We start from the raw sequence: 21,048 nt of genomic DNA, 5'->3' as shown, positions 1-21,048 counted from the left end.
CATACACATCGCCCCGGAAACGCCAAAGACCCCCGATCTCCACCGATCGGGGGTCTTTCAGTCAGCACCGGCCCGGCGGCCGGTTCCCCATGGCCGACCAGGCCGTCTTGCACGGCCTCACGTTCCGTGGTGACCTCGACACGGATGATCGGCTTCGGGGGGAGCGCCGTGGACGAACTGGTGGTCAAGCGTTGGCGGAAGGGCGGCAAGGACCGGCTCTACGTCAATCGCCCGGGCCCGAAGGGCGAGGCCGTCGCCTGGTACGACTGCAAAACCGGTGAGCTGCACGTACACGTCGAAGAGCTACGCAAGGCCGCCTCGACGAAGATCACCGAGTGGCTTCGACACCAGGACGCTCCAGGCCGACGCAAGAGCGCCCACCCGACAACACCGAACCCACCCAGCTCATCAAGCCCAGCCGGCCCACCCAGCTCACCCAAACCGCCACAAAAACCTCCCCCAGCCACCCGTCAGCCCCCACCCGCCCGCCAGGCCGCTCAGACCCCGCGGGCGGCGGCCGTCCCTCCGCTCCCCACCCTGACACCGGGCGACGACCTGGCGTCGAACCGCCCGGGAGCCGCCCTCCAGGAAATGGCCCGCGCCGCGGAGTTGGAGCACAAATGGCTCGTCCGCATCGCCTCCCGCCTGACGCGGGGAACCCTCGTCCCCGAACGCATCCGCAGCGGCCTCGCCGGCGAGTTGGCCGTGGGAACCGCCCTTGAGCGGCTGACTCCGACCGGTTGGCACATCCTGCACGGGATCAAGTGGCCGCGGGGAAGCGACATCGACCACCTGGCCATCGGCCCGTCGGGCGTCTTCACCGTCAACGCCAAACACCACGCGGGCGCGAGCGTATGGGTCGGCGACGTGATGCTGCGGGTCAACGGCGGCAGCACGGACCACCTGCGCAACAGCATGTCCGAGGCGACGAGGACCGCCGAGCTGCTTCGCCACTGGTGCGGGCGGGACATACCCGTGCAACCGGTGATCGGAGTCGTGGGCGCCCAGTCCATCAAGATCGACGCACCCGATCCGCGGGTACTCGTGATCGACGGCACCACCATCGATCACACCCTGGCCGCCCGACCCCCGATCCTGTCGGCCGGCCAGGTGGCCTCGATCTACGCGGTCGCACGGCACCGCCAGGTCTGGCTCACCAGCCGACGCAGGAACCGGCCGCACTGACCTCTCGACGGCCCCGCGACGCCTTCACCCCGGCCCCGCGTGTGCGCTCACGCCCACACGTCCCGTCCACCGCCGCGCCATTCGAGCAACGCCGGGTCGTCGAACCACACGGGGTCCGGATCAAGCCCGGCAAGGGACAGGAACTCGACGATGTCACCGGGCTCGTATGCCGTCCCCAGGGTTTCAGCCCGCACCGTCACCCGCCGGCCACCGGTCGACGACGGCGGGTGCACCACCACGAGCGGGCGCTCGTCCATACCCCCAGAGTGCGCCCGCGCCACAAGCACGTCAACGACCGTTGGCCGACCACGTCCCCACCGGTGTGATCCCCACCAGACCAGACTGCGCCCGAGAACCCCGCTGTCAACCGGAGCACCACCCCATCCGCACTCCCCCCGCCCCGGCACGGCACAAGGCCGCCGCGGATACGAGAACCGCCGCAGCACCCGTACGGGCACAGCCGAGCCACGATCACCGACTCGGCGCCAACCTCCACACCAGCCCCAACTGCGCCGCACTGTCCTATCGTTGACCGATGCGCGCACACCGAATCGACCGCCCAGCCGATCTCGACGCGGTACGTGAGTCCTATGACCGGGTGGCCGACAACTACGCCCACATGGTGGTGACGACGGGAATGGGCGACATCCGTAGCCACCCATGGCTCAAGGCGTCCATAGACGCCTTCGCCGACACCGTGAGCGGGCTCGGGCCGGTCCTCGACGTCGGCTGCGGCCCCGGAACGGTCACCGCCTACCTTGCCGAACGCGGACTCGACGTGTCCGGGGTGGACCTCTCCCCTCGCATGATCGAGAACGCGCGCCGCCTGCATCCCCAGTGCCGCTTCGGCGTCGCCTCCGCCACCGAGCTCGACCTCGATGAAGCGTCCCTCGGCGGCCTGCTCGGGTGGTGGTCGCTGTTCAACCTCCCCCGTGACGTCCTGCCCCAGGTTCTCGCCCGGTTCGCGCGTGCGTTGAAGCCGGGCGGACACTTCATCACCGCAACACACGTCGGCGACGAAGACGTGGCGCGCACCGAAGCCTACGGAGGCGTACCCGTGCGCTGGACGACACACAAATGGCAGCCGCAACAACTCGTCGACCTGATCGAGCAGGCCGGACTGCGCCCGGTCGCCGAACTCCGACTCCCCCCGGACGAGCAAAGCGGGCCGGCCGTGGTCGTCATGGCCGAGCGGACGGGCTGAGGATCAGACCAGGCATCGGAAAGCGGCACAGGTTCTCGTGCCGTGCCGGGTACGGCCCCTTCGGACGGTCGCGGCGGCGATGGAAACGGCCGCCTCAGCAGGCCAGGCGCCCGCGAGATGATCTTCCATGCCCACCCCGCGCACAGGCCGCGCGAAACCGTGATCACAACGGGAGCGACGACGAAGGCCCAGGCTCCCCCTACGGGGCCGGCCTGGGCCTTCAACGTGATCGACGCTGGTGGAACTGGTGGAACTGGTGGGCACAGACGGATTTGAACCGCCGACATCTGCTTTGTAAGTTCGATCGGCCATCTCGCCTACCTTGCGACCAAGCTCGTCGTGAGGTTCAGCTCATGCATGCAAGGGCGTACACGAACACTCATGTGCGCCGACGTTGCCGTCACAAACTGCCGTCACCTCAACTGGCTGGTTGGGTCGTTGCCGGAAGTCGCCGAGCCCCTCTCCGGCCCAGGGACAGCCCAGCACCGTCGAGAAAACGCAGCGGTCGTTGTCAGTGCGGTGATCTACGGTGTCGCTCATGGCTCCTTCTGAGATCACCCGGGCGGGCATCTTGCAGGCGATTGCAGAGCATGACCAGCTCGGTCCGGAGGCTTTCCGGGGCACCTACGGCTACCGCGCCGCAGCTACGTACGTCCTCGTGCATGAGGACCGGCAGTACGACTCCAAGGCCATAGCTGGCGTGGCCCACAAGTTCGACTTCGGAACCGCCCTCAAGCCCTCCGAGTTCAGCGGCGGTCTCAAGCATGCGGTGACGTGGCTGAGGCGTGAGGGCTTCACAGTTGTCGAGCCACCGAGGTCGTTTCGACGGCGCGTGGGGGATGTACGGCCAGGGCGCAGTAAGTCTGGTGCGGCCCTGCATCGTCCGGTGCTTCTCTTGTGGGCGATCGGGCAGGCCGCGGCGGGGGCTCCCCGCATGCGGTCCTGGTCGACCGTTCGCGACGCAGTGGCGCCACTGCTGGAGAAGTACGCCCAGGTTGAAGATGGCGTGGACGCTGCCCGTTACCCCTTCTGGGCCCTCGTGCGTGACGGCCTCTGGAACGTCGAGCACGGGCAACAGCTCACTCTCACGAGCATGGGCCGGCGACCGACCGCGGAGTCCTTGAACCGCACCGACCCGGGCGGCGGACTTCCGGAGGAGGACTACGCACTTCTGCGCTCACATCCCGACGCAGCTGCGGAGGCTGCCGCCGGGCTGATCTTGCGCTACTTCCATCCCCTGCCTAAGGGGCTGTTGGAAGACTTTGGCCTTCATGGCTTGCTCGCCGGGAGGTGGGCAGACGGCCTGCGCCCACTACTTGGAGAGACCTTCAAGGACCGGGATGCCATCTGGCGGGCCTACGGCGGTCAGAAGATGGCGGGTATCGGCTGCCTCGGTGATGGCATCCTGAGCGTCTTCGCCGACGAGAAGGGACCCTATGCCGACGGACGCATCCCGGACACGAACTGGATCGCGTACGTTGGCGACGGCCTCACCGGTGACCAGAAGATCATCGACGGCAACGAGGCCATGGCCACTTACCAGGCTGATTGCCGCCCACTGCGCTACTGGCACAAGCCGCATCAGGGGCAATTCAACTTTGAGACCTGGGCCGTCATTGTGCAGCGCAGGCGGCGGTGGGGCGTTGGCTCCGACGGCAACTGGCGTCGCGAGTTCCTCTGGGTGCTGGCCCCAGTGCCCTCCCCTGAGCGTGACACATGGCCCCCCGAGGTCTTCGACGCGTTGGACATCGGCAAAGACGTCCTGCACGACGACACCGACGACTACCGTCCAGGCGACGTAGACCCAGAGGCCCGGGACACCTCCGAGAGCGACGAGGACGCGTACAAGCGCTTGGCAGCAAAGGCAGAAGCGAACGCCAAGCGACGCGGCCTGCTGAAAAAGCCAACGCTTGCCGACCGCTACGTCCGCGATCCCAGCGCCCGAGCCGCGGTCATAAGGCGCAGTACGGGAAACTGCGAAAGTCCCGAGTGCGCCGGCCACCCCAAGGAACGAACCACCGCGGGGTTGCCGATCCTGCAGGTCGACCACGTGCACGACCTCGCCAAGGGTGGGCCCGATGCCCCGTGGAACATGATTGCTCTCTGCCCGAACTGCCACGCCCTCAAGACCTATGGCGAGAACAAGGAAAAGCTTCGCCGGGTTCTCTCGGTCACGGCCAAGCGCCTACACAATGAGGCGCTTCGCTAGCAGTGGAATTACCGCCTTAGGCGGTGCGGAGGTGGTGCGCCATCAGTGCAGTGTTGATGACGCACCCAGCTCCACCTAGAACCGGTGCTCCGTAGCAACGGATCAAGCGTGTCACGAACGGCCCGATTACCAGTGCATCAATGAGCTTCACGTGCGATGACGTCCACCGCCTTGCGGTCAAAGACTTCTGTATAGGTAGAGGGCTAACCGTCCCTGTCCACAATCGCTCGGGCCAGGTCATCCATAGAGGTAACCACCGCCACGGCTCCAGCCTCAGTCAGTGCCGCGTCCTTGCCCGGCTTGTTCGCGTACCCAATCGCCTCCATGCCGGCAGCATGGGCGGCCTCGACATCACGCACCGCATCGCCGACGAAGATGCAGTCGCTCGGTTTCGCCTCAGCCGCCCCCATAGCCGCCGACAGGAGCCGCGGGGATGGCTTCATGGACTTCGGCTGACCGCTCACCCGGCCGAACTGGCCTGCGACGAACCGACCGAGACCATGGGTGCTCAGGTAGCGGTCGATGGCCACCGTCGCATTGTTGCTGACCATCCAGACCGAGCGCCCGCTCGCGGCGCACGCCTCAAGGAAGGCCACCCCGCCCGGTGTGGGCTGCGCCCGGTCGACGGCCTCCACCTCCAGCCGTGCCAGTACTTCGTCGGCCACGGGTACCAGGTCTTCCCGCTCTTCAGCGATCCGACGAAGCAATGCCAGCGGATCGGACTCTTCGCACCCCGGCGGCGGACCGTCAGGACCCGACAGCAGTTCAACCATGCGCCGCGCGACATCAGGGGCCGGAAACCCCGCGAAGACCGAGCACACAGGACCGTCGAAGTCGAGCAGTACGTGGCGCACCGGAGCGAGAACGGAGGCCAGCTCCTCCGGGGCCGCGCTCACGTCTCACGCTCGTACGCGATGCTGGTCCAGACGCTCTCGAACCACCTTGTGGCCTGCTGGACGTACTGCGACCCCATGGACTCACCGTCGGAGCCCGCGGCGTGGTGGAACAGCGTGGCGTCCTTACCGGTGACGTCGTAGAAGGTGCGCGACTCGCCAGCCACCTCCATCGTGCGTTCCCGAAGCGGGTAGAAGCCGAAGAACACGTCGCGGCGGTTGAGGACGTAGAGCTTGAACAGAGACGTGGCCCGGTAGACCTTCACGTTCACCGACGCCTTCTCGACCAGCCCGAGTTCGGCCAGCACTTCGACTGAGTGCCGGATCCCGGCTGCGTTCGTCAGCGCGATGTCCCTGGCTCGATCGCGGAGCACGGGGTCGTCTTCAAGCCCGTCGACCAGCGTCGGCACTGCCATCGGCGCCGTGGTGTCCGGCAACAGGAGCCGGACTTCAATCGACTCCGGGCGGAGTCGACCAGCGCGAATCTTGTCGAGCGGCTCTTGCATCGCGCTGTGGAGCGTCTCACTGCTGAATCCAGCGAAGTCGACCGTGACGTGAGGATCGGCGAAGGCCATCTCCAGGTGCGGCCGCAGGCCGACCGGCCGCTCCGTCCGCTCACGGACGAAAGACCCGGAGCCCTTGCGGGTCACGATCAGCCCTTCGTCCCTCAGCATGTCGAGGGCCCGAGTCACCGTTCCGCGGGCGACTTCGAACCGCTTGGCCAACTCAGGCCCAGACGGCAACTGCTTCCCGGGCTCGAACTTCTTCGTGAGGATTTCCGCGCGAAGCACGCTGCTGACCTGCAAGTACGGCGGACGCTCGTCGTTCGGGTCGAGGCTCATGCCCCCATGCTACCCACCTGCCTAACCTGAGCGACCTTGCCAACCATCTTGACCTGCTTAAGCAGGTTGCCTATGTTGAACATGTCGCCGTCGAGGAAACGAGGAGGCGGCCCGGAGGCCCTTCTTTGGGCTGCACGGATGCGTGACCAGAACCCGCCCGGAGGGCCCGTGAAACGGGTTCGAAGGAAGCGATTGTTCTTTGAGAACTCAACAGAGATTTGAAGGGACGGGGCATGTCCCCGTCCTCCCGCAACGGCCCGGGTGATGGCCGCCGGCGGCCACTTAGCGGCAGGTGAACTGGTCCTGCCCCGCGCGCCAGCTCTGGAGAACAGTCCTGGGGCTGACCTCCATCAATGGAGGTCAGCCCCAGGGGTGCCACCTGGTACGCGCCGCCCTGCTGGCGTCAGAGCAGTGACGATGACGCGCCCGATCCCGGCTCGGGACCGGTGCTCCGTGGCAACGGCGCACCGGTGAAGCCGTGCTCCATCAGCCCCGCCGTCTCTAGGCGGCGGCCGGTTGCCTCCTCCGCCCGTCCGGCTGTTTGCCGTACGGGCGGAGTGCAGGGAGCCGGACACCCTGAGCTGGCCCGCTTCACCTCAAACGGCACGCGCCCCGGAGTAGCCGCTCCGGGGCGCTGTCGGGCCGTTCCGCTGAAAGGAACCACGACCCATGAAGACCATCATCGCATTCACCCCCGACCCGGATCGCCAGCCCACGGCCGCGGAGTTGGACGCCATCGCCGCCGAGACGCCGCTGATCGAGGCGGAGGTCGAGCTGCTGGATGTACACATCGCCCTGCTGGACCGCAGGGCGACGGAGCTGGACCGGCGGCGTCTGCGCCGGGCAGAGAACAAGGTGCTGGCTGAGCGGCTGATGCTTGCCAACCGCCTCAACACCCCTGGGGAGGCGGCGTGAGCTACACCATCGATTCCGCTCTGACCGCCACGCACGCGGAGGTGAAGAGCGAGATCGCTCGGACCGACACCAAAGCTTCCCTGCTGCTGGCCTTCAACGGGGCCGTGCTCGCCGGGATCTGGTCGGTGGCCGGCAGCGTCCACCTGTCGACCGCGGCCCGGATCGTCGGCGCGGCGGGTGTGGTGGTGCTGCTGGGGGCGGTGGCCCTGCTGCTGCGCACGGTCCGCCCGAACTTGGGCGGCGCCCAACCGGCGGGGTTCCCGCGGTGGGCAACGCTGACCGCGGGTGAGATCGCGGACGCGCTGGAGGTGGACGGCCGAGCCGAGGACATCGCGGTTCTCTCTCGGATCGCGGTCGCCAAGTTCCAGCGGCTGCGGTGCTCGATCGATTGGACCCTGGTCGGCGGAGTTCTGCTGGTCGTCGCGGCTGTGGTCACGTGGGTGGGTGCGTCGTGATGAGTGCACGAAAGCCCCTGACCTTGGCGCAGAAGGTGGTCCTGACGGCCGCGTTTGTGCCGATGCTTGCCACTGGTGCCGCGGGTGCGGCGGGAACCTTCAGCAACGTCTCCAACGCCTACGGCACGGGCACGGCGTTGGGTGCGGTGGCCGCCGGTGAAGGTGCCACCGCGGTACTGGCGCTGGTGCTGCTGGGCCTGACGATGCTGGGCCAGTCCTCCCCGCTCGTGGTCCGGATGGGCCTGTGGGCGCTGCCGACGGCCGCATCGGCCATGTCGGCCATGGCTGCCCCTGATGCTGGCCGTACCGTCATCTACGCGATCACCCCGTTGGGCATGTGCGTAGCGGCGGAGGGCATGGCGTTCCTGGCTCGGCGCATCGTCGTCCATCAGGACGGTCGGGACGCTGAGGCGGAGCGGAAGGCAGCCTCGGTGGTTCAGGCGTTGGCGTATCACCGTGCTCGTGCGGCGAACCACCCTGATGCGGAGCTGCGGGCGGAGTCGGAGCGGACTTCGTGGAAGCTGGCCCGCAAGGTCGGTGCCGGGGACACGTCCCTGGGCCTGCGGCTGGTGGAAGTTCAGCGGGACCGCGTCACGGACGGCGCTGATGCTGCGTTGGCGTCGATGTTCGCCGTGACGCCTGCCGTCACGCCCGTCACGGCCCCCGTGACGCTGCCTCTGTCCACCAGGAGCCCCCGGCCGGAGCTGGACAGCACCGCACAACCCACCCGTGACGCTGAAGACACGCAGGTCAAGCCGCACACGCCCGCCTCGACCACTCCGGCCGTCACGGGCCCGCGGCCCGATGTCGAGACGCCCGTCACGGTGCCCTCGACACCGGCCCCGACCGAGGACGACACCGAGGACGACGGGCGGGCCGCGAGTGAGGCCGTGACGCTGGAGGAGGTGGCATTCGTGGCGGGCGTGACGTCCCCGCGTCCCGGCGACCAGCTCAGTGATGAACAACTGGTCGTAGTGCTGCGGCACCTGCGGTACTCGGTCGATCCGCCGATGTCCTACCGGCAAGCCGCCGCCGCGTTCCGGGAAGCCGGGTACGTCGGTGCGGAGAGCCGTGTGCGTGCCGCTTGGGGTGTCCTGATGGAGCAGGAAGCGGGTACCCCGTGACTGCCCTGCCGGTCTACCTGTGGCGCCTTGCCCCGGACGGTCTGGCTACCCGCCGTCAGCTCCGTACCCGCGGGCTGCGGCCGGGCGGTCAGCCGGTCGTAGCTCAGTTGGAGCGGCCCCGCCGTCGGCGCGGGCCGCTGGTCGCCTACCTCTACCGCATCGACCTCGCCCAGCCCGTCCGGCCGATGACCCCGGCCAAGTGGGCGGCCCTGGACAAGGCGCTCGCCGCTCGCCGCACCTGCCCCAACTGCGGCCGGGATGCGGGCTACACCCTCCCTACTTCCCTCAGCGTCTGCGCGACCTGCCCTCCGTGGCTGACGCCGTGAACCACTCGCCCAAAGGGGCCCGCGCACCGGTCGGTGCGCGGGCCCGTCGCTTCCTGGGAGTTTCGTCGTGCCTCGACCTCGTTCTCGTTTCCGCAAGGTGGCCCCGGAGGTCACCGCCGTCCACATCCCGCACCAGCGAGGCCACCGGCGCCAGGACGCGCCGTTCGTCGTGGTGGTGCCCCAACGCCCGACCCTGACCGCCCGCGCCGCGGCCGCTGTGGGGTGGTGGGTGTGGGAGCACCGGCTGGCCCTGGCCCCGACTCTGCTGGGCCTGGTCGCGTTACCGCTGTCGGCCGTCCTGCATCTGCTGGCCTGGTGGTCGGGGGTGCTGCTCACCCCGCTCGCCGTCGTCCCGCTGGCTTGGCTGATCACCCTCCAGCGAGACGCCCCGGCCCCTGACCGCGCCGCGTTCGGCTGGCGCCTGGCCCTGACCCTGGCCGCCATCACCGCGGTCGCGTGGCTGGCGCTGGCCGCCGCTTTCGGCCCGCTGACCGGCCCGCTGGGCTGGCTGTGGGTGTTCCTCCTGATCGCCGCTCAGACCATCTGGTCCCTCGTCCGCCGCTCGCACTGAAGGAGACCACCCCATGACCACGCCCGGATACGCCCACCGCGCCCCCGGCGCCGGCGCCAACGGCTCCCACACCAAGACCGACACCAACAAGGCCAGCACCTTCGCCTCGTTCGCCCCCGGTTTCACCGTGAACATCAACAAGACCACCAACGGCGCCGTCCCCGCCCAGCAGGGCGGTGGCGGCCCGGCCTCGGTCGGATCGCTGATGCCTGCACCGGAGTTCACCTCCCCGGCCCAGGTCCGCGACTACTGCAACTCCTTGCGCTCCGCCGCGGTGACGCTGTCCATCGAGGTGGCCATGGCCGCCGAGATCATGAAGGCCGTTCTCAGCGCCGTGCCCGACCCCGAGGGCCGGATCGGCGGTTCGAAGATCCGGGCGTTCAAGGTGGCCCACAAGCTCCAGAAGTCCGCCGACGCGCTGCGCGATGCGGCGAAGAACGCCGGCGCCACCTACGCCCTGTTCCAGCAGCAGTACGAGGAAGAGATCAACCGCGTCCGGCACCGGGCCCGGCGTCCGCAGACCCCCCGCATGGACTGGGCCCAGCAGTAAGCGAAGGAAGGAGAGTTGGTGATGGTCGAGCGCAACGCTGCTGAGCAGCAGCACGAGGAACAGCTCCGCGGTGCGACGGACGCCGCGGGCATCGGCCGGTACCTGATGCACCGGGCCAAGCCGCACCTGCCGCCCTGGATCGGCATGGGCGGGGTCGGTCTGGCCGGCGCGCTGGGCAGCTTGAAGTGGGCCAACGACACTGCTGCCGGCGTCGGGTTGACGCTCGCGTCGGTGGCGTTGACCAGCGCGACCTGGTGGGCGGGGCGGGCCAGCGGCCAGCAGCGGCGCCTGCACTCGGCCATCACCGTCGCCGCCGGCTCCGCGTGGCTGACCGCCGCGTGCCTGGCCGGGCCGACGGCGGGCCCGCTGCCGGACCTCTACCTGATGGGCGGGCCGGCGTTCGCGCTGTCGTGGAACATCCGGATGGTCATGCGCCGCAACCCCGACGCGTCCGGCGAGAGCACCGACAAGGGGCTGCTGGCCAAGGTCGGCCTGGCCCGCGCCCAGATCGGCGCGGTCAAGGTCGAGCCGAACCGCGTCACCGCCCCCGTCGCGCTGGAGGCCGGGGAGCAGACCAACGACGACGTGGCCAAGACGCTGCCGCGGCTGGCCTCCGCCCTGGACCTGCCGCGCGGCGCCGTCCGCTACATGCCCGACCCCGCCTCCGAACGACGCGGGGAACTGGTCATCGTCCCCGAGGACATGCTCGCCCAGGTGGTGGAGTGGGAAGGCCCCTCGAACCTGGGCGGCTCGATCGCTGAACCGCTGGTCATCGGCCAGTACGACGACGGCGCCGCACTGGTGATCTGGTTGCCCGGCGACCCCGAAGCCGAGCGCAACTCCACGCACGTGCTGATCGCGGGTGGCACCGGATCCGGCAAGGGCGACACTGCCCTGAACCTGCTCACCGAGATCCTGTCCCGGCGAGATGTGCTGGTGTGGTTCTCCGACCCGAAGGCGTTTCAGGACTTCGGCCCGCTGCGGCCGGGCCTGGACTGGAGCGCGGAGGGCGGAACCGACACGGAGGTCATGGTGGAGGCCATCAGGGCCGCCATCCCCGCCCGCACCCGCTGGCTGGGTGCTCACGGCTACCGCCAGTGGGTACCCGAGGCCGCCGGGCCGCAGAACAGCAGCAAGCACACCTGCCGCCCTGACGGTAAGGCGTGCGGCTGCGAGGGCATGCCGTTCCTGGTCGCCTGGGCCGAGGAAGCGGCCAACACGCTGCGCGCGTTGGGTGACGACACGTTCACCGGCATCGCCCAGGAGGCTCGGTCGGCGGGCATCTCGCTGATCATCTCGCTCCAGCGGCCGTCCTACGACCAAATGTCCACCAGCACCCGCGCCTCGCTGCCCTCCACCATCGCTCTGGGCTGCGACCCGCGCGATGAGGGGTTCTCGCTGCCGGAGGCGGTTATCGACGCAGGCGCTCACCCCGGCGCGTGGGGGAACCGCCGGCCCGGCTACTGCTACGTGGTCTCGCCCGGTATCTCGGAGGACCGCTACTCCTCCCCGGGCCGCACCAAGAGGTTCACCCACCGCGCCGTCTCCGTCATGGAGGTCCTCGCCTCCTGGGCGCAGCGCAACGGTGCCCAGGCCGACCCGATCACCGCTGGCGCTGCCCGCGGCGTTGCCGGACAGCTCTACACCGGCCGCCCCACCCCCGGCCACGAGCACACGGCGCCCGTCGCCGTGGAGGAGGACCAGATGGGCAGTGGGCCGTTGGTGGACCCCGAGGACGCCGACATCGACCCCACCGTCGACCTCCCCGACGCCGAACTCGGCGACGACTACCCCCTCTTCGGCCAGGAGCCGGGGCGCAAGCCGTCGCCGGAGGAAGCCCGCAAGCTCTTCGCCGACGCGCTCGCCCAGTTCGAGGAAGAGGGCCGCATGGTCGTCGGGCCACGGGACTTCACCGACTGGTGCGACGCACACAACTACAGCCGCCCCTGGGTCTCCGAACGCCTCAAGGAAGCCGCGCTGGAGGGGCGGTTGGAGCCGACGAACCAGACGGGCCGCTGGCGGATCTGCCCGAGCCTGACGGCCGCCTGACACCCCTGACACGTCACGCGCCCTGACACCCAAACCCCTAGGCAAACCCGCTGTCAGAACACCTGACACCCCCGCCTGACACCCCTGACACCAAACCCCTGACACCTCGCCCGCGGGCCCGCGCCACCTCCGGCGCGGGCCCGCTCACATCCCCCGAGGAGCCCGCCATGCCCCACCCCGACCCGCCGACCACCCAGCCGCCGATCCTGGCCCCGCACGAGATCCCGCCCGGCGTCCAGGAAGTCATCCTCCCCTCCGGGGAACGCGCCCTGGCCTACAGCACCGAACCCGCCTCAACCCCGGCCCCCCTGCCCGTCCCGGCGCCCCCGGCCGCGCAGCCGATCCCGACCTGGGCGAAGTCCACCGCGCTCCTGGCGCCGACCGTCGGGGGTGGAGTCGCGGTGGCCGCGGTCGGGTTGTCCGCCGCCGCCCCCGGGCTGGAGGCAGCCAGCCACGTCCTGTGGTCCACCGTCGCCGTCATCGCCGCCGGCGGGGCCGCCGCTGCCGCCCTCATCGGTCGCATCAAGGCCCGCGCCACCGCAGCACAGCGCCCACACATCACCCAACACATCACCTCAACCGGCCTTTTCGGCCGGGCCAACGGCACCATCAACCACCGCTAAGGAGCACCTGTGTACGAGGACGACGAGTTCATCGACTGCGAGCTGTGCGCCCCCACCGACGACAGCGACCCCTACCCCCACCCGCACTGCTGCCAGTGCGGCGACACCGGCTACGGCGACGTACCCGACTGCACCTGCGAGTGACAGCTAGGAGAGCCCCCGTGCGTATGCGTATCCGGCGTACCTACTGCCCCCGACCGGCCCTGATCCTCACCGACACCCCGCGCCCCGACTGCCTCGACTGCGAGGGCAACGGCGGCAACCCGCACGACTACGCCGACGACACCGGCGAGTACGCCGGGACCTACTGGGAGTCCTGCACCTGCTGGAACGAGGACCACTGCTGGCTCGTGCTGCCCCTGCCCCGCGCCCTGCGGCGCACCCCGCCCGGCGGCTACAGCGACGAACCGCCCTTCTAACCAGCCGAGAGGGACCACGCGATGAGCACCGCAGAGACCACCACCCGCGACGAACACCGCTGGCAGCTCCGCACCGCGGAAGTGCTAACCCGGCTCCTCAAGCACGGCATCGACGCCGAACTGCCCGCACTGATGTGGACCGTTGCCAGCAACGGCACGTTGATCGGCGAAGCCAGCGTTCTGCAGCCCAACACCGACCGCCGCGCCGCCTTCGAAGCATGGGCCCAGCTCCTCGGCCGCTACGGCCGCCGCTGGCCCGAGCACGACCGCATGAACGGCGGCACCCACCTCCACCTGGTGTTCAGCTACCCGACCAACCGCGGAGACGTCAAAGGCGCGATCCGCGCCGACCTCGACCCCGCCGACTCCGACCAGTAGCTACGCCAGGGGCGACCGCACCTCTCGCCAAAGATCCGCGGTCGCCCCTGGTCTCCAGTCCTCAACAGACCTATGGAGGTCTCCAGCATGACCCAACCCACCGACATCCCGCGACCTGCCCCGCAGGTGCTGGACGTCGATTTGGCCAGCCTGCCCCTGCTCGCATCAGCCCTAGACGCGGCCGAGCGCAACTGGCCCGTGATCCCTTTGCGGCCCGAAGGCAAGCCTCCCGCTGGTCACAGCGAACAGCGCTGCCCGAAGTCCGGCCGGTGCGCGAGCGGGCACCTCAAGCCCGAACAGCGTGCAACCACCGACGAAGCCCTCATCCAGGCCACTTGGGCCAAGGGCCGCTGGAACGTCGGCATCGCTACCGGTCCTGCCGCACTGGTCGTGGTGGACCTGGATGTGCCCAAGCCTGACGGCACCAAGACAGAAGGGGCCCCTTCGGGGATGGCTTCTTGGCAGGCGCTCTGCGAGCGCGCCGGCAACCGCCCAGTGACCCGCCAGGTCCGCACGCCGTCCGGCGGCGAGCACTGGTACTTCACCGCACCGCCCGGTGCTCGGTACGGCTGCACTGTCGGCAAGCTCGGACCGCACATCGACACCCGAGCATGGGGCGGCTACGTCGTCGCCCCCGCCAGCACCACCCCCGAAGGCACCTACACCCTCCTGGACCCCGACACTCCCGTCGCCCCGCTCCCGCCATGGCTCGCCGCGCTGCTGCGCGAGCCCTCGCGGCCAGCGCGGCCGGTGTCGGCACCGCGCAACGGCTCCCGTGCCGCCACCGTCGCGCTGGAGCGGGAGTGCGCCACCGTCATGGGCACCGGTGAAGGGGCCCGAAACCGCACGCTCTACCAGTGCGCGGCGAAGGTGGCACGGTTCGTGGCCTGGGGCGACCTCGCGCCGAGCGTGTTCGAGGAGGCATTCCAGGGGGCGGGAGAGGCTGCCGGTCTGCCCGCGGCCGAGTGCGTAGCCACCATCCGATCCGCCCTGAACTGGTCCCTGCACAACGCCAAACCGCGGGAGGCCCTGTGAGCCCCCAGCGCCCCGCCCCCTTGGAATGCACCACCCCAACCCCCAACGGCCCGCAGGCGCCCACGCGCCGTCCGCAGAACGCGGCACGGGGCGGCTCGAAGGACGTCGCCGAAGGCGTCCGATCAGCTCTTCGCCCTGACCCGCACCCGACCACCCACCGCCCGCCGGAACAGGTGCTCTTCGGGCTGCATGTCATTGCGCCGCCGCAGTGGAGCGCTGTTACCCGCGCGACCGCGATCTGCCGTTGCGGCGCCTACGACCGCGAGGCCCGCGGCCGGGCCGCCGTCCTGCGGCTAGTCGAGGACTGGGACCTCCACCGCATCAAGACGTGCTCGCTGCTCGCTCCTGAGGTCGGGAGGGTCACCGCATGACTGCCGCTGTCCGGCATGTGGTGATGATGAGCGGCGGGATTGGGTCCTGGGCGACCGCCAAGCGCGTCATCGACGAACACGGCCCCGAACAGGTGGTGCTGCTGTTCGCGGACACCAAAGTCGAAGATCCGGACCTATACCGCTTCCTCGACGACGCAGCGGCCAGCCTCGGGGCACGTCTGGTCAAGATCGCCGACGGCCGCACCCCGTGGGAGGTCTTCCGGGACCGGCGGATCATCGGCAACAGCCGCATCGCGCCGTGCAGCCAGTACCTCAAGCAGATCCCCTGCCGCAGGTGGCTGGAGGAGAACACCGACCCCGCCGAGTGCGCGGTCTACGTCGGCATCGACTGGAGCGAAACGCACCGCCTGCCCGCCATCCAGCGGGCCTACCAGCCATGGACCGCGCTCGCCCCGCTATGCGAGCCGCCCTACCTCGACAAAGAAGACCTCCTCCGCGGAGCAGCAGCACGCGGTCTCACACCCCCACGCCTGTACGCGCAGGGTTTCCCGCACAACAACTGCGGCGGCGCCTGCGTGCGGGGCGGTCAGGCCCAATGGGCGCTGCTGCACGAGACCAACCCCGCCCGGTTCGCCGCCGAGGAGCGCCAGGAAAACGCCCTACGCGCCGAGCTCGGGAAAAACGTCTCGATCCTGCGAGACCGCGTTGACGGCGTCACGATCCCCCTCCCTCTCACCGTGCTGCGCTCGCGCATCACCGGCCAGCAGATCGACTCCGACGACTGGGGCGGCTGCGGCTGCTTCACCGACCCCACCCCGAACGCCGAAGGAGGCGACAGCACCGTGACAGCTCAGCCGGTCGACAGCAGCGAAGACATGTGGGCCGGGCTGACCAACCTGGAACCGCCCACTGGCCCCCTGCGGCCCATCTGGGACGAACCCGTCCCGCTCAACGCCCGCCCAGCCCTCCCCGACTTCCCCGTCGGTGCCCTGCCCGGATGGCTGGCTGCCATGGTCCGCGGGGTCGCCGAAGAGACGCAGACCCCCGCTGACCTGGCCGGGTCCCTGGCGCTGGCCGTCCTCGCCACGGCCGCCGGCGGGCGGGTGAAGGTCTGCGTGCGTGGCCACTGGCGCGAGCCCGTGAACCTCTACACCGCCGTGGCCCTGGACCCCGGCAACCGCAAAAGCGCGGTGTTCGACCTGATGGTCCGCCCCCTCCTGGCCGCCGAGAAAGCCCTGATCGAACTCTCCGGCCCCGTACGGGCCGAAGCCGAGACCACGCAGCGGCTGGCCAAGGCCGCAGCTGACAAGGCCGCAGCCAGGGCCGCGAACGCGGACCCCGAGCAGCGCGACCAGCTCACCGCCGACGCCATCTCCCTGGCACAAACCGCGGAGGAGGTGAGCGTGCCGTCGGTGCCGCAGCTCGTGGCCGACGACGTGACCCCGGAGAACGTGGGCACGCTGCTGGACCAACAGGGCGGCCGGATCTCCTGTTTGAGTGCCGAGGGCGAGCTGTTCGACATCATCGCCGGGCGCTACACCGGTAAGCCGAACATGGGCATGTTCCTCAAAGGCCACGCGGGCGACATGATCCGCGTCAACCGGCAAGGCCGCGAAGCCCAGCACATTGACGCCCCGGCCGTCACCATCGGCCTGGCCGTCCAGCCGGAAGTCCTCGAAGCCCTCAACCGCATCGACGGAGCCGACGGCCGCGGCTTGCTCGCCCGGTTCCTGTACTCCAAGCCCCTCTCCCTGGTCGGCCACCGCAACCTCACCCCCGACCTCCTGAGTGAAGAGGTGGCCGCCACCTACGCCAAGCACATCGGCGGGCTTACCCTCGCCCTGGCTGGCTGGACCGACCCCGCCCTGCTGCAACTCACCCCGGAGGCCGACGCGGTACTGCTGGCCTTCCAGAAGGTCACCGAATCCCGCATCGGAGAGGACGGCCCCCTCCGACCCATCGTGAAGTGGGCATCCAAGCGAGACGGCGCTGTCGCCCGTATCGCCGGGCTCCTGCACCTGGCCGCTCACCCCGAGGACGGATGGCACCGGCCCATCGAGGCCGCCACCATGGCCGCCGCCACCGAACTCGGGGACTACTTCACCGCCCACGCCCTGGACGTCTTCACCGTCATGAGCGCCGACCCCGCCCACGACGCGGCCCTCACCGTCCTGGCCCAGCTCGGCACCAGCCGCCCCGAACAGTTCACCAAGCGCGAGCTGTTCCGGACGCTGCGCCGGGCGGACTTCCCCGCCATCGGCGACCTCGACCCCGTCCTGGCACTGCTGGAGGAACACGGCTGGATCCGCCAACTCCCCCCGCCCCCGCGCACCGGACGCGGCGGCCGACCCCCCTCGCCCCGCTACGAGACCCACCCCCGCATCACACGGGCCGCCTGACAGAACCCCCACCCCGCTGACAGAACTGACAGAACCTCCCACATAAACCGTTGACCTGCGCAAACGGGCATGATCACGGTTTCGACAGAACCCAATTAAAACTCGACAGAACCCCCCAGCACTCGCGTCGAGGCCCGCTGACAGAACCCCCTCCCCGGAGGTTCTGTCAGCAATTAATTCAGTTCTGTCAAAGATCACGGACCCCCGGAAACCGCAGGTCAACGGCATGCCGCGGGGGTTCTGTCAGTTCTGTCAGCGCCTGCGGCCCTTGCCGCGACGAATCTCGACTCACAACAGCACAGAGAGCCCGGCCCATGGAGGCAGCCGTGAGCAAAGCTCCGCCCACCTCGATCGAGGCACTGATGGTGCCGGAGGTCATGGAGGCGCTGCGCGTCAGTCGCAGCAAGGTCTACGACCTCATCCGCTCCCGTCAGCTCGAAAGCTTCACCATCGGCCGGTCCCGCCGGATCGCTGCCGACTCCCTTCGAACCTTCATGTCCCAGAGAATCGAGGAGGCCGCCTGATGGCGCGCAAGAGGAACCCGAACGGTGCCGGCAGTATCTGGCAGCGCAAAGACGGCCGTTACGAAGCCCGCGTCTACGTCCCGCAGCCCGATGGCACCCGTAAGCGCAAGACCGTCTACGGCGCCACCTGGGAAGAGTGCGACACCAAGCGCCAGGAGCTGGTTCGCCGTGACCGGCAGGGCATCCCGACCCCGACCCGATCGGCCAAGCTCTCCGAGTGGTTGCCGTACTGGCTGGAGGAGTACATCAAGCCCGAGCGTAAGAAGACGACGCACTCGAAGTACGAGACGCATGTGCGTCTCTACCTGACGCCACAGATCGGAGCGAAGCGGCTGGAGACCTTGGGCGTCACCGACGTGCGCCGCATGCTTACCGCCGTACAACGCCAGGTGTCGGCGGCCACGGCCAAGGAGTCGCACCGTGTCCTGCGCTCGGCCCTCGCTGCCGCGTGCCGGGAGGAACTGATCAGCCGGAACGTGGCCCAGTTGGTTCCCGCCCCGCGCGTCCAGCCCAGGGAGCTGAAGCCGTGGACGCTGGACGAGACCGCCGTGTTCCTGGAGGCAGCTCGGACGGATCCGCTGTACACGGCGTTCGTGCTGGCCGTGACGCTGGGCCTTCGACGGGGCGAGATCCTGGGCCTGCGCTGGTGCGACATCGATCTGGACCGCCGGACGCTCACGGTACGGACTCAGCTCCAGCGCGTACAGAAGGAGCTGTACGCGGACACCACGAAGAACCGCCGGAGCAGGACGATCCCCTTGCCCCTCATGTGCGTCGCTCCCCTGCGGTGGCAGCGCCTGCGGCAGGAAGCTCAGCGACTCGCTGCGAAGGCCGAGTGGGCGAACGACGGTGGCTACGTCTTCACGACGCGTACAGGGCGACCGATCGAGCCCCGGAATCTCAGCCGGTCCTTCGAGCGGATCGGGCAGGCCGCGGACCTGCCGCGGATCCGGCTGCACGATGCCCGGCACGGGTGCGCGTCGCTGCTGTTCGCCGCCGGCGTCCAGCCGCGCGTCGTGATGGAGATCCTTGGGCACTCGCAGATCGCGGTGACCATGAACGTGTACACACACGTTTCGGAGGACTCGCGGCGGGAGGCAGTGGGGCACATGGACCGGCTCTTGCGGCGCCGCCGGGGGCGTCCGGAGTAGGGACTGCCGTCAAGATCTACCGTCAACGCCCCCGTGGAGAGGTCTCCGCGGGGGCGTTTTCCCTGGTGGGCACAGACGGATTTGAACCGCCGACATCTGCTTTGTAAGAGCAGCGCTCTACCGCTGAGCTATGCGCCCTGGTCGAGCCGACAGACTACCTTGCCGTAGGGCCGGGGTCGCAATCCCGGGCCGGGGGGTGGAAACGGCGCAGCGTTCGTGTGCGGGTCGGGTGGTTCGGGCCGGTGGGCGGGGGTGGGCTGGGTGGTCGTGAACTCGCCGGTCGGGATGTTCGTTGGGGTGGGTGGGAGAATGTCAGCCGGTCCTGGGGCGATCCGATCGGGAGAGGGATGTGACGGCGACACACATGCAGCCGCAGCCGCGGCCGTCCGGGCGGGAGATCCGCCGTCGCACCCGCGGAGGCCAGGTGCGCCAGGCGGCCCGGGAGATGGCGGGGCTCGTCCTGCTGCCGTTGCCGCTGCTGGTGGCGATGGCGCCGATGGCGTTCGCCGGGGGCGGCACCCGGCGCTGGTTCGGGCGCGGGGAGAGCCATCGGGCCGATGCGCAGGCCGCCAAGGACGCCGCGGCGGCGGCGTTCTACGAGCTCGACACCGCACACCGGGACCTGCGGATCTCGGTGGAGACGATCACCGCCGTCGACGATTCCCAGCGGGCCCGCCAGGCCGCGGTGGAGTACGAGAGCTTCGGGCAGCGGATCGACCAGGTCAGCCAGGGGTACATCACCGCGGTCGACTCCCATGATCTCGATCGGGACGACATCGACGGTGCCGCGCTGGCGCGGGCCCGGGCCGATCTGACCCGGGCGCGGGAAGAGCTGGAGCGGGTCCGCGGGGAGCTGGACTGGTTCGCGCAGAGCCTCACGCCGCTGCTGCAGAACGCCGAGACCCAGCTGGCGCGGGTGGCCCCGGCGGTGGAGCAGGCCCGGCAGGCGCTGCTGGGGGCGAGCAACGCGCTGGACGCGGTCCGGGGGGAAGGGCTGCAGGCGGACGACCTCGCGGCCCGGTTGGCGGCGCTCGGGCCGGAGCTGACCAAGCTGAACCAAGGGGCCGGGCAGCACGGCGTACCGGCCACGATCCAGCGTGCGGAGGAGGTGCAGCGGCAGGCCGGGGCGATCCGGTCGGAGGCGGAGCGGCTGCCGGCGACCGCCGCGGAGATCGACAAGCGGCTGGTGTCGCTGCGGACCCGTGCGGAGGCCATCACCACCCGTGCCCAGCAGGTCGCCCCGGTCCTCAGTGAGTTGCGGCGGCGGTACAGCGCGGCGTGCTGGCAGGACCTTCAGAAGGTGCCGGAGCAGGCGGTGGAATCGGTCGGACGGGCGCGGGCCGCGCTCCAGGAGGCCGGGCAGGCCCGCGCGGAGCAGCGCTGGGCGGACGCCACCAGCCGGCTGGCGACGGTGCGGGCGCTGCTCAACACCACCGACGAGGCGGTGTCGGCGGCCGGTGACCGGCTGCGGCGGCTGGACGCGGTGGCGGCCGACCGGGAGCAGGAGGTCGAGCGGACCCGCTTCGCCGTCCGGGATGCGCAGCGGCTGGCGATGTCCGGGCGCAGCACGCCCGACCCGCGGCACGCCGGGCCGCTGGACGAGGCGGTGGCGCGGCTGGACCGCGCGGTCGCGGGCCTGGAGGGGCGGCATCCGGACTGGTGGCACTTCCTGACCGAGACCGAAGCGGTGCGGGAGACGGCGGCCCGGGTGGTGCAGGAGATCCGGGACGCGCGGGGCGGGGCGCCGGGCGGTCGGTGACGACGGCGGGGCGGTAGGGCCAAGGGCTCTGTAAGGCCAAGGGCTGTGCGGCCAAGGGCTGTGCGGCCGGGGGCCGGGTCCTGTGGCCCCGCCCGCACCACCCGC

Annotated in this window: 23 protein-coding genes and 1 tRNA gene; 20 read left to right on the top strand and 4 right to left on the bottom strand. The window is 69.8% G+C overall.

Annotated features, from left to right (window positions below; translation table 11 throughout):
• Positions 1 to 129 precede the first annotated feature (129 nt).
• A complete protein-coding gene (locus CG747_RS47125) occupies positions 130 to 1,185 on the top strand; it encodes a nuclease-related domain-containing protein (protein WP_146022061.1) in 1,056 nt (351 codons plus the stop codon).
• 47 nt (positions 1,186 to 1,232) lie between these two features.
• Here the strand turns inward: CG747_RS47125 and CG747_RS10750 are convergent, their stop codons facing one another.
• A complete protein-coding gene (locus CG747_RS10750) occupies positions 1,233 to 1,442 on the bottom strand; it encodes a hypothetical protein (protein ID WP_100601445.1) in 210 nt (69 codons plus the stop codon).
• Between the two features lie 278 nt (positions 1,443 to 1,720).
• Here CG747_RS10750 and CG747_RS10745 point away from each other — a divergent pair, with 278 nt between their 5' ends.
• Together CG747_RS10745 and CG747_RS10740 are read left to right on the top strand one after the other, a co-directional pair.
• On the top strand, positions 1,721 to 2,389 hold the full coding sequence (locus tag CG747_RS10745; protein ID WP_100601444.1) for a class I SAM-dependent methyltransferase: 669 nt from the start codon (positions 1,721 to 1,723) through the stop codon (positions 2,387 to 2,389).
• A gap of 538 nt (positions 2,390 to 2,927) precedes the next feature.
• Positions 2,928 to 4,598 carry an HNH endonuclease signature motif containing protein gene (locus CG747_RS10740; RefSeq protein ID WP_100601443.1) on the top strand — a complete coding sequence of 557 codons (1,671 nt, stop codon included), beginning with the start codon at positions 2,928 to 2,930 and terminating at the stop codon, positions 4,596 to 4,598.
• A gap of 203 nt (positions 4,599 to 4,801) precedes the next feature.
• On the opposite strand, the gene CG747_RS10735 is transcribed toward CG747_RS10740, so the two are convergent.
• On the bottom strand, positions 4,802 to 5,494 hold the full coding sequence (locus CG747_RS10735; protein WP_100601442.1) for an HAD family hydrolase: 693 nt from the start codon (positions 5,492 to 5,494) through the stop codon (positions 4,802 to 4,804).
• Positions 5,491 to 6,333, bottom strand: coding sequence for a GntR family transcriptional regulator (locus tag CG747_RS10730; protein WP_100601441.1), 843 nt, complete (start codon positions 6,331 to 6,333; stop codon positions 5,491 to 5,493). The genes CG747_RS10735 and CG747_RS10730 overlap by 4 nt, the downstream gene beginning before the upstream one ends.
• A gap of 669 nt (positions 6,334 to 7,002) precedes the next feature.
• Here CG747_RS10730 and CG747_RS10725 point away from each other — a divergent pair.
• The 16 genes from CG747_RS10725 (at position 7,003) to CG747_RS10650 (ending at position 19,184) form a co-directional block, all read left to right on the top strand.
• Entirely contained in the window at positions 7,003 to 7,248 is a 246-nt protein-coding gene (locus tag CG747_RS10725; protein ID WP_100601440.1) for a DUF6284 family protein, read from the top strand.
• Positions 7,245 to 7,703, top strand: a complete 459-nt coding sequence (locus CG747_RS10720) for a Pycsar system effector family protein (RefSeq protein WP_100601439.1) — start codon at positions 7,245 to 7,247, stop codon at positions 7,701 to 7,703. Before CG747_RS10725 ends, CG747_RS10720 begins: the two co-directional genes overlap by 4 nt.
• Positions 7,703 to 8,827, top strand: a complete 1,125-nt coding sequence (locus tag CG747_RS10715) for a hypothetical protein (RefSeq protein ID WP_100601589.1) — start codon at positions 7,703 to 7,705, stop codon at positions 8,825 to 8,827. The genes CG747_RS10720 and CG747_RS10715 overlap by 1 nt, the downstream gene beginning before the upstream one ends.
• Complete coding sequence (locus CG747_RS10710; protein ID WP_100601438.1) at positions 8,824 to 9,153, top strand: RRQRL motif-containing zinc-binding protein; 330 nt, start codon at positions 8,824 to 8,826, stop codon at positions 9,151 to 9,153. Before CG747_RS10715 ends, CG747_RS10710 begins: the two co-directional genes overlap by 4 nt.
• Before the next feature lie 67 nt (positions 9,154 to 9,220).
• A complete protein-coding gene (locus CG747_RS10705; protein WP_100601437.1) occupies positions 9,221 to 9,724 on the top strand; it encodes a hypothetical protein in 504 nt (167 codons plus the stop codon).
• Between the two features lie 13 nt (positions 9,725 to 9,737).
• A complete protein-coding gene (gene traA, locus CG747_RS10700) occupies positions 9,738 to 10,274 on the top strand; it encodes a plasmid transfer protein TraA (protein WP_100601436.1) in 537 nt (178 codons plus the stop codon).
• Between the two features lie 21 nt (positions 10,275 to 10,295).
• Positions 10,296 to 12,323 (top strand): plasmid transfer protein TraB, encoded by a 2,028-nt coding sequence (gene traB, locus CG747_RS10695; protein WP_180985477.1) that lies wholly within the window; start codon positions 10,296 to 10,298, stop codon positions 12,321 to 12,323.
• Positions 12,324 to 12,490: 167 nt separating this feature from the next.
• Entirely contained in the window at positions 12,491 to 12,946 is a 456-nt protein-coding gene (locus CG747_RS10690) for a hypothetical protein (protein ID WP_100601434.1), read from the top strand.
• Positions 12,947 to 12,955: 9 nt separating this feature from the next.
• Entirely contained in the window at positions 12,956 to 13,090 is a 135-nt protein-coding gene (locus CG747_RS49245; protein ID WP_257980326.1) for a hypothetical protein, read from the top strand.
• Between the two features lie 23 nt (positions 13,091 to 13,113).
• Entirely contained in the window at positions 13,114 to 13,365 is a 252-nt protein-coding gene (locus CG747_RS10685) for a hypothetical protein (RefSeq protein WP_100601433.1), read from the top strand.
• 21 nt (positions 13,366 to 13,386) lie between these two features.
• Positions 13,387 to 13,743, top strand: coding sequence for a hypothetical protein (locus CG747_RS10680; protein ID WP_100601432.1), 357 nt, complete (start codon positions 13,387 to 13,389; stop codon positions 13,741 to 13,743).
• Positions 13,744 to 13,830: 87 nt separating this feature from the next.
• A complete protein-coding gene (locus tag CG747_RS10675) occupies positions 13,831 to 14,778 on the top strand; it encodes a bifunctional DNA primase/polymerase (protein WP_100601431.1) in 948 nt (315 codons plus the stop codon).
• Positions 14,775 to 15,149, top strand: a complete 375-nt coding sequence (locus CG747_RS47120) for a hypothetical protein (protein WP_146022060.1) — start codon at positions 14,775 to 14,777, stop codon at positions 15,147 to 15,149. The genes CG747_RS10675 and CG747_RS47120 overlap by 4 nt, the downstream gene beginning before the upstream one ends.
• Positions 15,150 to 15,985: 836 nt before the next feature.
• The gene (locus CG747_RS10660; protein WP_100601588.1) at positions 15,986 to 17,509 is read left to right on the top strand and encodes a YfjI family protein; all 1,524 of its coding nucleotides are present in this window, start codon (positions 15,986 to 15,988) and stop codon (positions 17,507 to 17,509) included.
• A gap of 326 nt (positions 17,510 to 17,835) precedes the next feature.
• The gene (locus CG747_RS10655; protein ID WP_100601587.1) at positions 17,836 to 18,033 is read left to right on the top strand and encodes a helix-turn-helix domain-containing protein; all 198 of its coding nucleotides are present in this window, start codon (positions 17,836 to 17,838) and stop codon (positions 18,031 to 18,033) included.
• A complete protein-coding gene (locus CG747_RS10650; protein ID WP_100601429.1) occupies positions 18,033 to 19,184 on the top strand; it encodes a tyrosine-type recombinase/integrase in 1,152 nt (383 codons plus the stop codon). Before CG747_RS10655 ends, CG747_RS10650 begins: the two co-directional genes overlap by 1 nt.
• Positions 19,185 to 19,247: 63 nt before the next feature.
• Here the strand turns inward: CG747_RS10650 and CG747_RS10645 are convergent.
• Positions 19,248 to 19,322, bottom strand: a tRNA-Val gene (locus CG747_RS10645).
• A 307-nt stretch (positions 19,323 to 19,629) separates the two neighbouring features.
• On the opposite strand from CG747_RS10645, the gene CG747_RS10640 reads away from it, so the two are divergent.
• Positions 19,630 to 20,943, top strand: a complete 1,314-nt coding sequence (locus tag CG747_RS10640) for a hypothetical protein (RefSeq protein WP_180985485.1) — start codon at positions 19,630 to 19,632, stop codon at positions 20,941 to 20,943.
• The last annotated feature ends 105 nt before the right edge of the window (positions 20,944 to 21,048 follow it).

Origin of the sequence: Streptomyces sp. CB02959 (assembly GCF_002803155.1) — a bacterium.
Lineage (GTDB): Bacteria > Actinomycetota > Actinomycetes > Streptomycetales > Streptomycetaceae > Streptomyces.
The sequence above is the reverse complement of the archived record's forward strand: the minus strand, read 5'-3'. Positions and strand labels throughout refer to the sequence as shown.

Excerpts from the sequence above, each read along its gene's own strand:
- CG747_RS10750 (WP_100601445.1), bottom strand. The coding sequence starts at position 1,442 with ATGGACGAGCGCCCGCTCGTGGTGGTGCACCCGCCGTCGTCGACCGGT.
- CG747_RS10745 (WP_100601444.1), top strand. The coding sequence starts at position 1,721 with ATGCGCGCACACCGAATCGACCGCCCAGCCGATCTCGACGCGGTACGT.
- CG747_RS10740 (WP_100601443.1), top strand. The coding sequence starts at position 2,928 with ATGGCTCCTTCTGAGATCACCCGGGCGGGCATCTTGCAGGCGATTGCA.
- CG747_RS10730 (WP_100601441.1), bottom strand. The coding sequence starts at position 6,333 with ATGAGCCTCGACCCGAACGACGAGCGTCCGCCGTACTTGCAGGTCAGC.
- CG747_RS10725 (WP_100601440.1), top strand. The coding sequence starts at position 7,003 with ATGAAGACCATCATCGCATTCACCCCCGACCCGGATCGCCAGCCCACG.
- CG747_RS10715 (WP_100601589.1), top strand. The coding sequence starts at position 7,703 with ATGAGTGCACGAAAGCCCCTGACCTTGGCGCAGAAGGTGGTCCTGACG.
- traA (WP_100601436.1), top strand. The coding sequence starts at position 9,738 with ATGACCACGCCCGGATACGCCCACCGCGCCCCCGGCGCCGGCGCCAAC.
- traB (WP_180985477.1), top strand. The coding sequence starts at position 10,296 with ATGGTCGAGCGCAACGCTGCTGAGCAGCAGCACGAGGAACAGCTCCGC.
- CG747_RS10690 (WP_100601434.1), top strand. The coding sequence starts at position 12,491 with ATGCCCCACCCCGACCCGCCGACCACCCAGCCGCCGATCCTGGCCCCG.
- CG747_RS10685 (WP_100601433.1), top strand. The coding sequence starts at position 13,114 with ATGCGTATCCGGCGTACCTACTGCCCCCGACCGGCCCTGATCCTCACC.
- CG747_RS10680 (WP_100601432.1), top strand. The coding sequence starts at position 13,387 with ATGAGCACCGCAGAGACCACCACCCGCGACGAACACCGCTGGCAGCTC.
- CG747_RS10675 (WP_100601431.1), top strand. The coding sequence starts at position 13,831 with ATGACCCAACCCACCGACATCCCGCGACCTGCCCCGCAGGTGCTGGAC.
- CG747_RS10660 (WP_100601588.1), top strand. The coding sequence starts at position 15,986 with ATGTGGGCCGGGCTGACCAACCTGGAACCGCCCACTGGCCCCCTGCGG.
- CG747_RS10650 (WP_100601429.1), top strand. The coding sequence starts at position 18,033 with ATGGCGCGCAAGAGGAACCCGAACGGTGCCGGCAGTATCTGGCAGCGC.
- CG747_RS10640 (WP_180985485.1), top strand. The coding sequence starts at position 19,630 with ATGGCGGGGCTCGTCCTGCTGCCGTTGCCGCTGCTGGTGGCGATGGCG.